This is a genomic window from Paenibacillus sp. DCT19 (genome assembly GCF_003268635.1).
Taxonomy (GTDB): Bacteria; Bacillota; Bacilli; order Paenibacillales; family Paenibacillaceae; genus Paenibacillus.
In genome coordinates this window covers 2,584,289-2,598,313 of sequence record NZ_CP029639.1, presented here as the reverse complement: position 1 = coordinate 2,598,313, position 14,025 = coordinate 2,584,289, and the positions used below count along the sequence as shown (strand labels likewise).

Here is a 14,025-nt window from a genome sequence, read left to right as displayed (position 1 = left end):
CCCTCAAACTACAACATGCCATCGGTCACGAATTTCAAAAATCCAATCATTCATTTTCCAGTTGTCGTCACATGGAACTGCACCTTTAACCCTGGAATATTTACGTTTTACATAATAACCTTGACCTGGTGGCAGTACCTTCAGCCCAGCAGAACTGCCTCCAGACTCGGAATAAGGAATACGAAAGAACGAGAGATCGTTAGGGTCTAAAGTCCCGAACAACAATCCGCTTTGGGAAGCTTTTACATCGCTTACCCAATCAGATCCAAAGGTCGGGAAGTCAGCAGGAACACCTGATAAGATAACATGAATCCCCCGATCCCTACCTTGACGAACAATTACACCTAATTGATCCTTTACGTTGAAATCATTTAATTGTTTGGATAATGTCTCTGCATCATCAATGGTGAGCACGATTTCCGGACCACCGGCAATCTCGCCTCGCTTCAGTACTTCATCGTACAACTGTTGGATCACTGGCGCAAGCTGATCTTCCCGTGAGACATGTCCTCGGACATGGGGCAAACTGCTGATCTCACCCAGTCCGCCAGAACCATAGCGCATATCCACGGTGTATATTTGTACTACTTCTGGAGAAGCATGATACGCCAATGATAACATCCAAGTCAACAAAAATGTTGTTTTTCCACCTTCCATCGGACTCGTTACCATAAAGTGTGGTCCCTCACGCAGATTCAGAAGGAAAGGTTCCAAATCATCTGTGAGTACTCCTACAGGTACCGTTACAGAGGACTCATTCAGTTGCCCGTAACTACCTGTTTGAATCAGAACATCTTTCAGTTTCACTTCTTCCGGAAGTGGAGCAATCTGAGGCGCTTGCTCTCCTGTCCACGCTTCTCTAATCTCAGCAATCGTGCGGCGTAGCTCAGATGAACGTTTCCCTTCATCTGCACCTGACGACGGTAAGGCTGCCTGGAACATCAGTGGTGGAACTTGTCCCTTCACAAGCCCTCTTCCTGGCGGAAGCTGACTTGGCGCTTTAGAAGGTCTTCCGACTGCATAATAATAGTCACTCGGATCCGATAATTCAAAAGATACTGCATTCGGAATGTTACTTCTAAATTTCTCAAAAATATCAGTGACTCGATTAGCCGTGAGTACAAACGTGATGCCTAGACTTCCACCTTCACGAAGAATCGTCTCTAACAATTCATTTTCCTCAGGATAAGCATTTCGGAAAGAAAGATATCCGTCAATCACAACGATGACCTGAGGCACAGCTTCGTGAGCTGTCCGACGGTAAGCCGAGATCGTTTTGACACCAGCTTCTGAGATCATGTCTTTACGCTGTGCAGACAATTTTAATATATATCGGAACAATCGTTTGATCCGATCCTCCTCTTCGGCCATCATCACAGCACCGATCTGTGGAAGACCAGCAAAGTCCTTCATCATTCGCCCCATATCAATAATGTATCCATGCCATGATTCTGTACGTTCAGATCTAGCAAGTGACATGAGCATGGTTTGCACAAAAGTCGTTTTGCCCAGTCCAGGCATACCGTACACGACGAGATGGCCTTGATCAACTGGAAGCGCAAGAGGCTCCTGGCGTTGATTCGGTAGATCATCGAGTAAGCCGACTAGTGGTTTCAGACCGCTAGCACCACCGTCAAGCAACACTTCCCTGTTCTTTTCTTCCTGCCAGTCGGTAAGGCTATCCCATTCCAATGTTTCAGGCAAAGGTGGCAACCAAGGCCCTGGCAGACGATCAATTCCGGCTTCTTCTGCGGCTTGAGCAACATAATCGATAAAGACCTGAAGCTGTTTAGGGACATCGTCTCCTTTGAGCACAGCTCTGCGTTCACCAGTCAGCAGAGGCTCCCGCTTCCCGTTCAAACGTACTTCCATGACGGGCAATACGGAGGTTTTATCTTCCTGCTGATTATAGGGTGCGCCGCTCCAAGCAAACTGCATCTCTTCGAATACTTCATCACTGCCGACTTGGAAATACCCTCGCCCCGGCTTCGTAATCCATGCCGCATTTGGAATCTTAATCATATCTCGGCTGTCTCCTTCGCTTTGAACCCGAAGACAGATGCGGAAACGGGAGTTACTCCAGATTTTATCATCGACAACACCAGCCGGCTTCTGAGTTGCCAAGATCAGATGCACTCCGAGCGTCCGGCCAATAGCTGCAATACTAATCAATTCATCCATGAATTCTGGCTGATCCCGTTTCAACTGAGCAAATTCATCGATGATAATAACGAGATGGGGCAATGGCTGTTCATGCCTTGAACGTAGAATTTTGTAATATTCATCGATATGCTGCAGATTGCCTGCATCATTTAATATCTTCTGTCTTCTAACCAGCTCGGCTCGAAGTGAAATATTCGCACGTTCAATCAGATTTCCATCTAGATTGGTAATTGTGCCTACGACGTGTGGTAATCCAACAAACGTATTGGACATCCCACCGCCCTTGTAGTCAATTAACATAAAAGCAAGGTCGTGCGGGTGAAATTCAGCCGCAAGCGATGCAACAATGGACTGAATGACTTCACTTTTCCCTGATCCGGTGGTTCCTGCAATTAGACCATGCGGCCCATGACCCTGACGTTCAATTTTGTCATGTAGATTAATGGCTATTTTCTTGCCACCAGCACGCACACCCATCGGTACAGGCAAAGTATCAGGATATCGAGTCTGGCTCCAGCGCGATACAACATCCAGTTCCTCCACGCGTGATGTGCTTAACATATCGAACAATGGAAGCACCTGTGGAATATCCGAAGCGGATGAACGCTTCAAACGGATCGGAGACATGTAACGTGACAACGCCTCTGCTGATTCTCTAGAGATTACGTCTGGTGTGTACGTTTGCTGTACAACATCGGCATCCTCAGTTTTCTTAATATATACGCCTTTGCCTTTGGAAGCTTCCATAATAAGCTGGCAGTGCATCGGAAGAGATTCCTTCCGATTAGCTAATATAATCGTGCACACATCGATCTCTTGAGCCGATTCCAATAGAAGCGGCAATAATGGCTCTTCTTCAATTAATTGTGTTTCCGACAAAATGACCACATAACAAGGCGTTTGTACCGATTTTTTGTAACGATCCTCCTTGTTATTCCGACGCCGGTTTAACACGGAAAACAAGCTGTCCGCCAATTGATGCGCACCGCTGTGCCTGTCGGCCATATACCGCTGTCCCTGATCTTCATCCCAAATATGGGGAAGCCAGCGCAACCATTCCCATTCCTTGCTTTCTTTTTCTTCATAAAAAGCAGCAATTTTGAGCTCATCTGGAGAATGGCGCACGGTAAGCTGTGAAACGATCACACGCAGTGAAGCCAGCACTTCCTCACGATTCCCCACCAACCCCATGACCTTCGATTGGAATAACGGTAGAGTGATTGATGCATCGGGTACAGTCTCAAACTCAGAAGCAAGCTCGTGAGCAGCCTCAATTAATTCATCCTTTTCATATCCGTCTGGACGTGGCACCTGAAGCTTAATCCGAAAAGGAATTTCCCCTGTACCAATCCGCACCTGCATAAAGTCATCATCTTCTGGCGAACGTTCCCACAAGGAACTATTTCTGTTTTTTACAACTTGTAGACAAACACCCGGATCGCCGTGAATTTCATACAAACTCTTCACTTGTTCCGCTTGAGCTTCCTTCAGCTCTTCACGATGCTTGTTCAACTGAGCACGGTACATCGCCTTACGTTCTTCAATCTTTTTGCGATAATTCTTCTTGTTACTTAAATATACAAAGAATGGAATCGTATACGATGTTAACATCATCATAACGGTCATCATTTGAAACATCATAAAGGTAGGATTACTAAATTTACCTGTTAGATTAATATATACATAGAAGCCGATGCTAACCATCGTCATCATAATGGGAATAACGATGGATATGATTGAGAATGTAGGTTTGCTAGGTTCAGCGGGAGGCCTCAAAATTTCGAGCTTATCTTCCTTAAGAACCGGCGTCATTCTTGGAGAACGCTGATATAACACATTCACGAAGAGAAGACCTCCTTAATAGTACGTGTTCAAAATCAAAAGCGAACCTTTTGAACAACCTTGTTAATTGTTGATAATATGATATATACGTTCTGAATCGTCATTCGTTGCTGTCCTGTTGGAACAGTGAGCGTCTTCCGTATACCGGCGCTTCTTCTAACGTCGTTGAGAACGCACGTTGAACTCGCACACAGCTCCCCTGTCTCAGCCCCGTTTCCATGAGTTGCTGACTATTGTGCGGTGAGAACCACAGTCCCTCTGGAAACTTAGCTTCAAGGATATATTGAATGCCATCCCCAGGTGCCTGTCCAAATATACGGACTCCCAGCAATGTTTTCAAATGTTCAATTGTACATTCATCCGGGACTTCAATGTCAAACCATTCGCCTTCCTCCCGGCCGGAATACACGGTAAGAATCATCAAATCCCTCCCATAGTCTCATATGTAAATTGTCCTAATGTCAGATTAAATCAAAAAAAAGCGGATGAAACACGGTTTCAACCCTTATTTTCTTACATAACCCCTTTGTTTGCAATGTACTTTCTGTAATTTTGTTACATATGACCCACGTTTATATTAAAATATCGTCCCATGGTCTCAGAACTTTGGAGGCAGACTTACGTTTTCAATTTGCGAGGATGCGAAAAAGGTTCGATTTATACCATTTAAATGGAAATAACACTTCATTACCTATCCGTTTATTCCTTCGCCCACAATTGAATTGTGAACACTTTTCAAACATTCTCCACCTTTATGTTTTCATAAGCTGATTTTAAGGTAATTTTAAGCATTGGTATTTAATATTACCTGTATGAAATAACTCCCGTGAGGTGATTTCAAGTGAGAACACTAATAACTTTTCAAAACAAATCAATCCCTGTATATTTCAATCAAGAAAACAAACAACCTGTGCAAAAAACATTAAGATTGCTTAGCAGTGCTCTTGAGCACAAAATTAGCAACGGTAAACGAGCTTTACAAAAATGTTTGCACTCTTTGATTAGTATTGAAATTATTAATGGAGAAGCCATTCTCCACAGTCGCAGTGAAAATGACTCTCTGGCCTTGTCTTTGTATTAAGTCGAGACCACATTAATTCATCTATAATGAACTTGCTGCGTACTCGTTCTATACGGACGATAAGAAAAAGGAAGCTGCCACTAAGGACAAGCTTCCTTTTTTATGTTGAAGCAACATCTTATCTATTTGTTAATTCACTCGGCTCACGCTATAGCCGCTCTCACTACCTTCTGCAATCTCCGCTTTATGAATTCGAATGACAAACAACCGAACCAGATTAGCTCGTGTATGTTCTTCCTGACAAGAATTCAACTTCCTTAGAATAAAACGGTCAATGGACATGAAATTCAAGCCCCTTTACCTTGGATTTTACGGATCTGTTCTTCCGTGTATCCATAAATAACCATATCCTGACTTCACCAAACCCTTTTTCACCGGTTTTTTTCACATGCATTCTAGGGTATGTAAAAACGTGCAAAAGCCCGTCCTTAAAGGCAGAAACGGGCTTTTGCTTATTATTGTCGATTACACACGAACAAGCTCTCATCATGCACCTGATTCATCCCCTACAGGCGGTCAGTCGACATCGCTCACACCAGGATATGTCCGATATTGATGCTGTAAGCTAATCCAGCGGGTGCGCGTGAATTTGTCTATCGCCCAGTCACCGCCGAATCGGCCAATGCCTGAAGATTTCTCTCCACCAAACATAACATGTGCCTCGTCGTTTACAGACTGGTCATTAACATGGATCATGCCTGATTCGATGCGCTTAGCAACTTGATAACCTCGCTCGAGATTCGTCGTAAATACCGAACCACTCAAGCCGTATGGCGTATCGTTGGCTAAACGAACAGCTTCAGCCTCATCCTTTGCACGCAATAAGACAGCAACCGGTCCAAACAACTCTTGTTGCACTATCTCCTGCTCAGGTTTCACGTCAGCCAGCACTGTTGGCTGCAACACACTGCCTTTGCTTGATCCACCAAGCAACAACCGAGCTCCCGCATCTTCTGCGCTTTTCACAAGCTCAAGCAGGCGCTCTACTTCTTTTTCGCGGATAAGTGGCCCTACAAGGGTATTGGAATCTGCTGGATCTCCCGCTTGGATTTGCTTCGTTTTGGCAACAAATGCATCTACAAATGAATCATAGATATCGGTATGAATGATAATACGGTTCAGCGCCATACAAATCTGGCCTTGATGCAGAAACTTTCCAAATACCGCTGCCTCTGCCGCTCGTTCAAGATCCGCATCTTCCAGCACAACCATCGCATTGTTACCACCTAATTCCAGCGCCGTTTCTTTCAGATGTTCACCAGCCAGTTTACCGATGCCTTGGCCGACTTCTGTTGATCCTGTAAATGAAATGACTTTTGGGATAGAATGAGCGACGAAGTAGTCTCCAATCTCGCTCCCGCTTCCTGCAACAACATGCAGTACACCTTTTGGCAATCCAGCTTGATCAAATAGATCTGCGATTAGCCAGCCTGCGGTAATGGGTGTATCAGAAGCAGGCTTAATCACAACCCCATTACCCAGGGCAATGGCTGGTGCCACCGAACGCAAGCATAAGTGCAGTGGAAAATTCCACGGCCCGATCACTCCTATGACCCCTTTGGGTTCACGCACAACGCGGTTCTCCTTGCCAGCTGTATTCGAGGGTAGAATCTCGCCTTTCATCCGATAAGGGAATGATGCTGATTCGTCTACAATGCGCTTGGCAGCAGCGAACTCCGCTTCAGCTTTGATCCGAGTACTTCCGGATTCAGTAATGAGTAACTGAATAATTTCATCTTTGCGCTCACCCATTATCATGGATACCTTGCGCAAAATTTCTTCTTTTTGACTAGGTAATGTCTGACTCCATTGCACTGATCCCTTCTCGGCAGCTTCATAAGCACGATCAATATCTTCTTTATTCGATGACCGCCATGTGGCGATAACTTCTCCTGTATACGGATTGATATTCTCCATGGTTTTCTCACCGGAGCCTTCGATCCATTCGCCATTAATATACTGTTTAGTCCAGGTTTGCTTTGTGTCCATTAAAGTCATCTGAATACGCCTCCTAATCAAGAATTCATGTCTACATATCATGCAGTGTAGTACATCATTAACCTTGTTAAGGATTACGCAAACGTTAGTTTAGACCTTTCGAACCTGTACCTGACAGTTCGTACAAATGTTGACCCACTCCATAAAACCTCGTTATTATCCGTTCATTCCTGGCTTGTAGACCTCTCTCCAAAAAGCTGCAAGTCTTCCCATCCATAGGCAACTTCAAGCTGATCCTTCCCACCGATGGATAGCGCCTGGCTATGAACCACGGTTCCACCCATCTGCTCATAGAAACGACAAGCCGAATTCTTCTCGAGCGCCCAGATCAAAAGACTTCGCAGCTTTAGCTTATGAAGATGCTGGACAACTTGACTGGCAAGCATAGTTCCAATCCGCTGTCCCTGTGAGGCTTGCAGTAAATAGATCGCATAAATCTCCCCATCATAAGGCAACTTGCCTTCCCGCTCTCTCCCCCCACAGGCAAATCCGACATTTTCCCCATCCGCTTGTTCCGCAACCAACAGAATCTGCTCCTTTTCGCCAGAACGAATCATCTGCTCCCACTGAGGTATTCTGGCTTCAGTAGTCAAATGATCCAAAAATTCATCGGATATAATCCCCCGGTATGTGGTCTTCCAACTCTCGGTATGTACATAAGCAATAGCCCTTGCATCCCCTTCACGGGCTTGTCTGATCTGCATGATTAGTCCTCCTTCTCATAGGATTCGTTGTAAAAGCTCAACATTTATACAGATTGTACATGTATTCCCTTTCTAATCCAAAATTCTATTTCAACTAAACATATGAGCAGGCAGTTAACGTGGAGATTAATGTTATAAAAAAATCCGACCCTAGGGCCGGATCTTTACCTTCGTGCCCACAGATACTTTGGAAGACAGATCCAACACATCTGAGTTATACATACGGATACAACCATGCGAAACAGACTTTCCTATAGATGAAGGGTCATTGGTTCCATGTATCCCATAATGAGGTGCTGATAACCCCATCCACAGTGCACCAAATGGCCCCCCAGGATTCACTTGTTTGTTGATGATCGTGAACTCTCCGTTCGGAGTCTGGGTGAGCATCTTTCCTGTTGCTACAGGATACCCTTTAACCACTTGGTTGCCATCCAGTAGATATAACATATGGTCTGATAGGTCAACAATGATGTTGTAATCCGGCATACTAACATCCCTCCTGACCTATCTTATGCCAATTTCATGAGAGATGCCTTCCTGATCTCAAACTTCATCCCACTCTCTGATACTTCGGACATGCTTAGGTTTGCGGTTGTTCACTGGCTTGCTCGTCGCTGTTCGACGTTTCGAAGCCTGAAGCTCCTTACGCTGCTGAAATTGCAACTCTTTCTGCATTTTCAGGTAATTATCAAGTCTTTTTCCCTCTAGTGTGCCGTTCTGTATAGCCTCTTTTACAGCACAGCCCAACTCGCGAGTATGACTACAGTTATGAAACTTGCACGAGATAGCCAACCCCTCAATTTCACCAAACGCTAGTGCTAAGCCCTGATCGCCTTCCTCCCACAAGTTAAGCTCCCGCATTCCCGGTGTATCAATCAATACTGCCCCTTGAGGTAATACAAACATCTCACGATGTGTCGTTGTATGTCTGCCTCGACTGTCTGCCTCCCTGACGGATTGGGTAAGCTGTACATTCTCGCCGAGTAGCCAATTGACCAAGGTCGACTTACCACTCCCTGAAGAACCTGTTAATGCAACCGTCATCCCAGACTGCAGATAACGTTCTAACTGTTCTTTTCCCTGATCCTGCACTGCAGACAATGCGACGACTTCAACACCTGGGGCAATGCCTTCCACTAAAGCCATCTGTTCTTCCACATTGGAGCATAGATCACTTTTGCTCAGTACGATAACAGGTTGAACGCCTCCATTCCAAGCCATGATCATATAACGTTCCAGTCTTCTGAGATTAAAATCATTATTAAGTGCGGCTACAATTAGCAATGTATCCACATTAGCCGCAATCAGTTGTTCTTTCGTTTCGTTCCCCGCAGCTTGTCTGGACACTTTGCTTCTTCTCGGCAACACACTGTGAATCACGGCTTCATCGCCCGTCGGGCCCGAAACCTCAATCCAATCCCCTACCGTAAAACCTGAACCCGTCTCTTCATGCTCGCGGCGTAATCGCCCTGTTGCTCTTCCCCAACCTTCACCATCCGCAGTAATTATTCGTTGTAAATGTCCATGATCTGCGATGATTCTAGCTGGTTTCCTCTCGGAATGATTCATGTCTAGCGTTGTACATTGCTCTTGCCATTGTGTAGACCATCCGTACTGTTCCAAGTGTTTATTCAAATTCGTATTTCCTCCCAATAGTTATAATGTGATTCGGACATAACGACAGATTGACTTGTGTACTCCGGTTCGGTATCCAAAATAAAAAACCACGAGTCGCATGAACCCGTGGCAAATCATTGTTAAATGAATTAGTGAATGACCTTTATTGCAAATAGGTCAGAGGATAATATGTTAGTGCTCCCCTGCCCGCAAATAAAAGAACATTCCTAATAGCAACAAAAAAAGCCACAGGTACGTCACCCGTGGCTTCCTTGATGCATGCAATAATACATACCCACATAACAGACATAGCTGCCCTGTGGTTGTATAATTATATGCTCTGATCCGTTCCGGAGACGCTGTTCATATTCAAATTAACGTATAGTGCCATTAAGTTTGTCATATTACATCGCCTCCCTTGTAGATTTATCCAACATATTACACACCTTACTGAATGGTTGTCAAGGCCAATTATTTAACTTGATCCCAACGCGTCCACATTTCTTTTGGATTCAGTTCGTATACTCCGTCTTCACGATACATGAACTGGTGCATGATAAACTCACGACGGATCGTTGCGAAATCCTCATGATAATTTTGAATGAAAACATTGATTTCCTTTTCCGTGTACTTGCGACCGAATTCAAGTTGCCGGGCCAAGTGACCAAGAACAATCAGTTTTTTCTTATACTGCGCTGGTATTTGTCGAATTCGTCCATCCTTGGAGAAAAAATTCCGCATCACGGACGCCTTCAAGGTTTCGTTCACCTCACTCATATCAGTAACCTCCTCACTTTTAAAAATAAAATCTACGGAAGCTTGTGCATGCTCGCGAATGAAAGAAGGATTTAATGAGAAAAATACAATGTTCTTCTCTCTTCTTTCTTTAATGAGCGCAGCTTCTCGTAATTTTGATGCATGATGTGTCACCGTTGGCTGGGACAAGTTCAACCGCTCCGCGAGCGCCTGACCGTTCAATTCTCCCTGGGATAACAGCAATAACATGCGAAGTCGGGTTGGATCAGCCAATGCTTTGTGATAAGCCACTATTTTCTCCAACTGCATGAATGATTCAGCCCCATTTCAACCTCAATATATTAGATGAATATCTAATTAGATGTTAATCTTTTGTCCAATTAAAGTCAAATCCTTTATTTTGGTGTGGTAGTTCAGCCTATATCTCACCGTACGCTGGCATTAGAGTGTTATTTACGGTAGGATTATATTGCTGAATTTAAGGAGGAGTAAGAACATGGAAGATGTCATTATTATCGGTGGAGGACCCTGTGGTCTATCTGCTGCCATTGAATGTGAACGGTTGGGATTATCTGCTGTAATCATAGAAAAGTACAACATTGTACAATCTATCTATTTGTATCCAACCCATATGCAATTTTTTAGCACGGCTGAGTTGCTTGAGATCGGAAATGTTCCGTTTAGCACGCCTAACGACAAGCCGTTTCGTTATGAGGCTCTTGCCTATTATCGCAAGGTCGCTGAACATTTTAACCTTCGTGTTCATAACTATGAGGAAGCTCACACAATCAAGTGTAAGGACGATGGAACGTTCGAAGTACATACGATGAACCGACGTGGGCAGACTGTTATTCATGAAGGACGTAACATCGTTGTAGCCACAGGTTATTTCGATCATCCTAACTACCTCGGTATTCCGGGAGAAGACAAAGATAAAGTTACGCACTATTTCCGTGAAGCCCACCCTTACGCTCAGACCCGTGTTGCCATTATCGGTGGAAGTAATTCTGCCGTGGATGCCGCGATGGAACTCGTTCGTGTAGGTGCACATATTGATATGGTGTACCGCGGAAGCGGATTGTCCGAACATATTAAATCTTGGGTTCGTCCACTATTTGAGAGCATGGTTCAAAAAGGACGAATTACCTTACATCTCAATGCAAGAGTGAATGAAATTTTGGATGATTCTGTTCGCCTCTTGCATCATGATGGAACAACCAGCGAATTGGAAAATGATTTTGTATTAGCTATGACTGGGTTCCGTCCTGACCGTAAACTGCTCACTTCTGTAGGGGTGGAAATGTCCGAAGATATGGATAAACCGAAGTATGATCCGCAAACGATGGAGAGTAGTGTACCTGGCATTTATGTCGGTGGTGTCATTGCATCAGGTCGTAATGCCAATGAAGTATTTATCGAATCCGGGCGCTGGCATGGTAAATATATTGCAGAACATATTGTGAGCAAGAATCGTAAACTTTCCGAAGGGAAATGAAATCAATGGATATAACTTCGCTGCTGTTACTCGGATTCGCCGCGCTTGGCATCATCAGCAGTAATACTCCGGTGGCCGTAGCCATGGTGTTTCTATTATTGCTGCGCGTATTGAATCTGAATCAGGCTTTTCCTTGGCTTGAGAAGTATGGGTTGACCATTGGCATTATCATCCTGACCATTGGGGTAATGGCTCCACTCGCCAGCGGGAAAATAAGCTTGCAGACCATCGGAGAATCCTTCCTGCACTGGAAGTCACTGCTTGCCATTGGTGTCGGGTTGCTGGTTGCTTACCTTGGTGGCCGAGGTGCTACATTAATGAGCACGCAGCCCACTGTCGTCGCTGGACTTCTCATCGGTACCGTATTAGGCGTTGCTCTGTTCAAAGGTGTGCCCGTAGGACCACTTATTGCAGCGGGCATTTTATCCTTGCTTTTGGGCAAATCCTGAGTGAATTGGGACTTGACTCCCTTCTGTCAACTGGCTGTAATTCCCACCGTTGTATGATATACTTCTATTCATATCACGAGTCCATAGCGGAGACATCAATTTGATTTTTGTTCGTCTAACATTCAACATTGATTCACCTCGCAACTATTAATGGCCGCAGGAGGATTCAGGAACCATGTCACGTCAGTTTGTTACAGAAGCCGTGATGGTGGCTATTTATGGTCAATTGCTGGCGCCACCCGCGTCTGTTGAATATATCGTGCCATACACCACCATCCTTGAATTATACGAGTTTCAAGCCAGCAGCGATCCTCTGATGGGCAACCCTGCGGATGATCAGCATGTGAAGACCAAAATTAATGAGATGATTTCTTACTTTGAGGAACCGTTAAATAAGAAAAAAATAGAGCGTGCGCTACTTACTCCATGGGCCAAAAGCCCATCGATTCTGTTTGGTGATCAAGTCTCCATTGCCATTATCAACGCTGTTGATACGGCTCAGTATGGCGAGTATTTCGACCCAATCGAAACGGAATTAATACTCACTTCACAACGTTTGAGCATTCCTATTCTTACGGATCAAGTCGAATTGATTGCTCGTATTATTGAATCCTCAGCTCCGGTTCAAGTTTATGATATTGACGACTTTGACTTTGCAATGGATTGAATATACAACACAAAAGCCTCCCAGTCGGGAGGCTTTTATCATATTCGCGTTTGCACTTCATTTGTACTCAGTTCACACTTGGTTTGTACTTCATTGCGCTCGGTTTGTGGTTAGTTTACGCTTAGGTCATTCATTCCAGTTGGAGCGTGCTAACAACATTCGGGTAAACTCATTGAGGACAGGGAGAGATTCGGTGTCAAAAAACTTCAGACCGGCTTCACTATTCACACGGGACTCCACGAGGTCATCTTGGATTATTCGAGTTCGAAACAGGGCGATCACATAATAGTCTTCATCCCCGCTTGTGTGAAGCAGTCTCAGCTCTGGCCCTGAATGCAGTCCTTCTAACACCATATGATCTGTGGTCCAGCCGGTCTCCTCCCATAGCTCCCGATGAGCGGTCTCTTCAATCGATTCTCCCGGACGCATCTGACCTGCTGGAATTCGCCAGTGGCTGTGGTCTGCATGCTGAATCAACAATACTTCACCACGTTCGTTCTCTGCCCATATGGCAGCTTTTACGATGATAAACGCTCGGTTAGCAATATACTGAGCCAAATCTCGGGCTGGCGGATTCAATATTTATCCCCTCCTGTTCCAAGCCGAAGAGACGGCTTAGATCTATAGTCAGATCAGTGCAACATAGTTCTCTCCAACCCACGGAACGTTCTAAAAGCTTGTATCTATAAGTAAGGGATTATACTTCCGTATATCGGTATTCAATATCTTGACCTTCATCAACAACATCCACATGAAGCTCATGGCCTTTTAGATACCAATAATCGTGATCCTCCATAAAAAAGCGAATACCGGATGCTTCTGTTTGCTCGGCAGGATGTCTTGGTTCCTCAACAGCGATACCTAATGAAAATCCGGGATGAAGACCTCCGCCTGAGCTATAACGGGCAAAAAATCGAATGCTATCACCATCGTTCAAATTCAGCTCTTCCTTATACCAGCGCGCAGCGCGGTCGGTTACATGTATGGTACTCATGTGGTGTCAGCTCCTTCTCTGTATATATGAGGTAGTTCAAAAAGTCCGCTTTTGATTACGAAGGATGCGCGAGCGGCATCTCAGCTTCGAATATGGGATTCAGCCGAAATGTCCGTTGCTCACGTAGCTTAATCTACGCTCCGCTACTCCATTTCTATCTTCATCCCATCTTCTCGGTACTGAAAACCGACCTTTTTGAACACGCACTATATGTTACATCATATCGCTAGAATGGTCGGAATACAAACTATACACC

Annotated in this window: 14 protein-coding genes; 4 read left to right on the top strand and 10 right to left on the bottom strand. The window is 44.7% G+C overall.

Annotated elements, in window-relative coordinates; translation table 11 throughout:
- Nucleotides 1-3 precede the first annotated feature (3 nt).
- Nucleotides 4-4,005, bottom strand: coding sequence for a type VII secretion protein EssC (gene essC / locus DMB88_RS11685; protein ID WP_128101486.1), 4,002 nt, complete (start codon nt 4,003-4,005; stop codon nt 4-6).
- A gap of 100 nt (nt 4,006-4,105) precedes the next feature.
- The gene (locus DMB88_RS11680) at nt 4,106-4,426 is read right to left on the bottom strand and encodes a hypothetical protein (protein ID WP_128101485.1); all 321 of its coding nucleotides are present in this window, start codon (nt 4,424-4,426) and stop codon (nt 4,106-4,108) included.
- A 420-nt stretch (nt 4,427-4,846) separates the two neighbouring features.
- Between DMB88_RS11680 and DMB88_RS11675 the strand changes: the two genes are divergently transcribed.
- A complete protein-coding gene (locus tag DMB88_RS11675) occupies nt 4,847-5,086 on the top strand; it encodes a hypothetical protein (protein ID WP_128101484.1) in 240 nt (79 codons plus the stop codon).
- A 129-nt stretch (nt 5,087-5,215) separates the two neighbouring features.
- Here the strand turns inward: DMB88_RS11675 and DMB88_RS30240 are convergent, their stop codons facing one another.
- The 6 genes from DMB88_RS30240 to DMB88_RS11650 all read right to left on the bottom strand — a co-directional run bounded on the left by DMB88_RS30240 (nt 5,216) and on the right by DMB88_RS11650 (nt 10,473).
- Nucleotides 5,216-5,368: a hypothetical protein gene (locus tag DMB88_RS30240; RefSeq protein WP_164848677.1), complete on the bottom strand. Its 153-nt coding sequence runs from the start codon at nt 5,366-5,368 to the stop codon at nt 5,216-5,218.
- Nucleotides 5,369-5,602: 234 nt separating this feature from the next.
- Nucleotides 5,603-7,084 carry an aldehyde dehydrogenase family protein gene (locus DMB88_RS11670; RefSeq protein WP_128101483.1) on the bottom strand — a complete coding sequence of 494 codons (1,482 nt, stop codon included), beginning with the start codon at nt 7,082-7,084 and terminating at the stop codon, nt 5,603-5,605.
- Between the two features lie 164 nt (nt 7,085-7,248).
- Entirely contained in the window at nt 7,249-7,788 is a 540-nt protein-coding gene (locus tag DMB88_RS11665) for a GNAT family N-acetyltransferase (protein WP_128101482.1), read from the bottom strand.
- A gap of 150 nt (nt 7,789-7,938) precedes the next feature.
- Nucleotides 7,939-8,277 (bottom strand): L,D-transpeptidase, encoded by a 339-nt coding sequence (locus DMB88_RS11660; protein ID WP_128101481.1) that lies wholly within the window; start codon nt 8,275-8,277, stop codon nt 7,939-7,941.
- Between the two features lie 57 nt (nt 8,278-8,334).
- Nucleotides 8,335-9,426, bottom strand: a complete 1,092-nt coding sequence (gene rsgA, locus DMB88_RS11655; RefSeq protein WP_254438536.1) for a ribosome small subunit-dependent GTPase A — start codon at nt 9,424-9,426, stop codon at nt 8,335-8,337.
- A 453-nt stretch (nt 9,427-9,879) separates the two neighbouring features.
- A complete protein-coding gene (locus tag DMB88_RS11650; RefSeq protein ID WP_128101480.1) occupies nt 9,880-10,473 on the bottom strand; it encodes a DUF2087 domain-containing protein in 594 nt (197 codons plus the stop codon).
- Nucleotides 10,474-10,660: 187 nt separating this feature from the next.
- Between DMB88_RS11650 and DMB88_RS11645 the strand changes: the two genes are divergently transcribed.
- The 3 genes from DMB88_RS11645 (at nt 10,661) to DMB88_RS11635 (ending at nt 12,775) form a co-directional block, all read left to right on the top strand.
- Nucleotides 10,661-11,659 carry a YpdA family putative bacillithiol disulfide reductase gene (locus DMB88_RS11645; protein WP_128101479.1) on the top strand — a complete coding sequence of 333 codons (999 nt, stop codon included), beginning with the start codon at nt 10,661-10,663 and terminating at the stop codon, nt 11,657-11,659.
- Between the two features lie 5 nt (nt 11,660-11,664).
- Complete coding sequence (locus tag DMB88_RS11640; protein WP_128101478.1) at nt 11,665-12,108, top strand: DUF441 domain-containing protein; 444 nt, start codon at nt 11,665-11,667, stop codon at nt 12,106-12,108.
- A gap of 175 nt (nt 12,109-12,283) precedes the next feature.
- Complete coding sequence (locus DMB88_RS11635; RefSeq protein WP_128101477.1) at nt 12,284-12,775, top strand: ADP-heptose synthase; 492 nt, start codon at nt 12,284-12,286, stop codon at nt 12,773-12,775.
- Between the two features lie 126 nt (nt 12,776-12,901).
- Here DMB88_RS11635 and DMB88_RS11630 read toward each other — a convergent pair whose 3' ends face one another.
- Both DMB88_RS11630 and DMB88_RS11625 read right to left on the bottom strand, forming a co-directional pair.
- Nucleotides 12,902-13,354, bottom strand: a complete 453-nt coding sequence (locus tag DMB88_RS11630) for an NUDIX domain-containing protein (protein WP_164848676.1) — start codon at nt 13,352-13,354, stop codon at nt 12,902-12,904.
- 118 nt (nt 13,355-13,472) lie between these two features.
- On the bottom strand, nt 13,473-13,769 hold the full coding sequence (locus tag DMB88_RS11625; RefSeq protein ID WP_128101475.1) for a HesB/YadR/YfhF family protein: 297 nt from the start codon (nt 13,767-13,769) through the stop codon (nt 13,473-13,475).
- Nucleotides 13,770-14,025 lie beyond the last annotated feature (256 nt).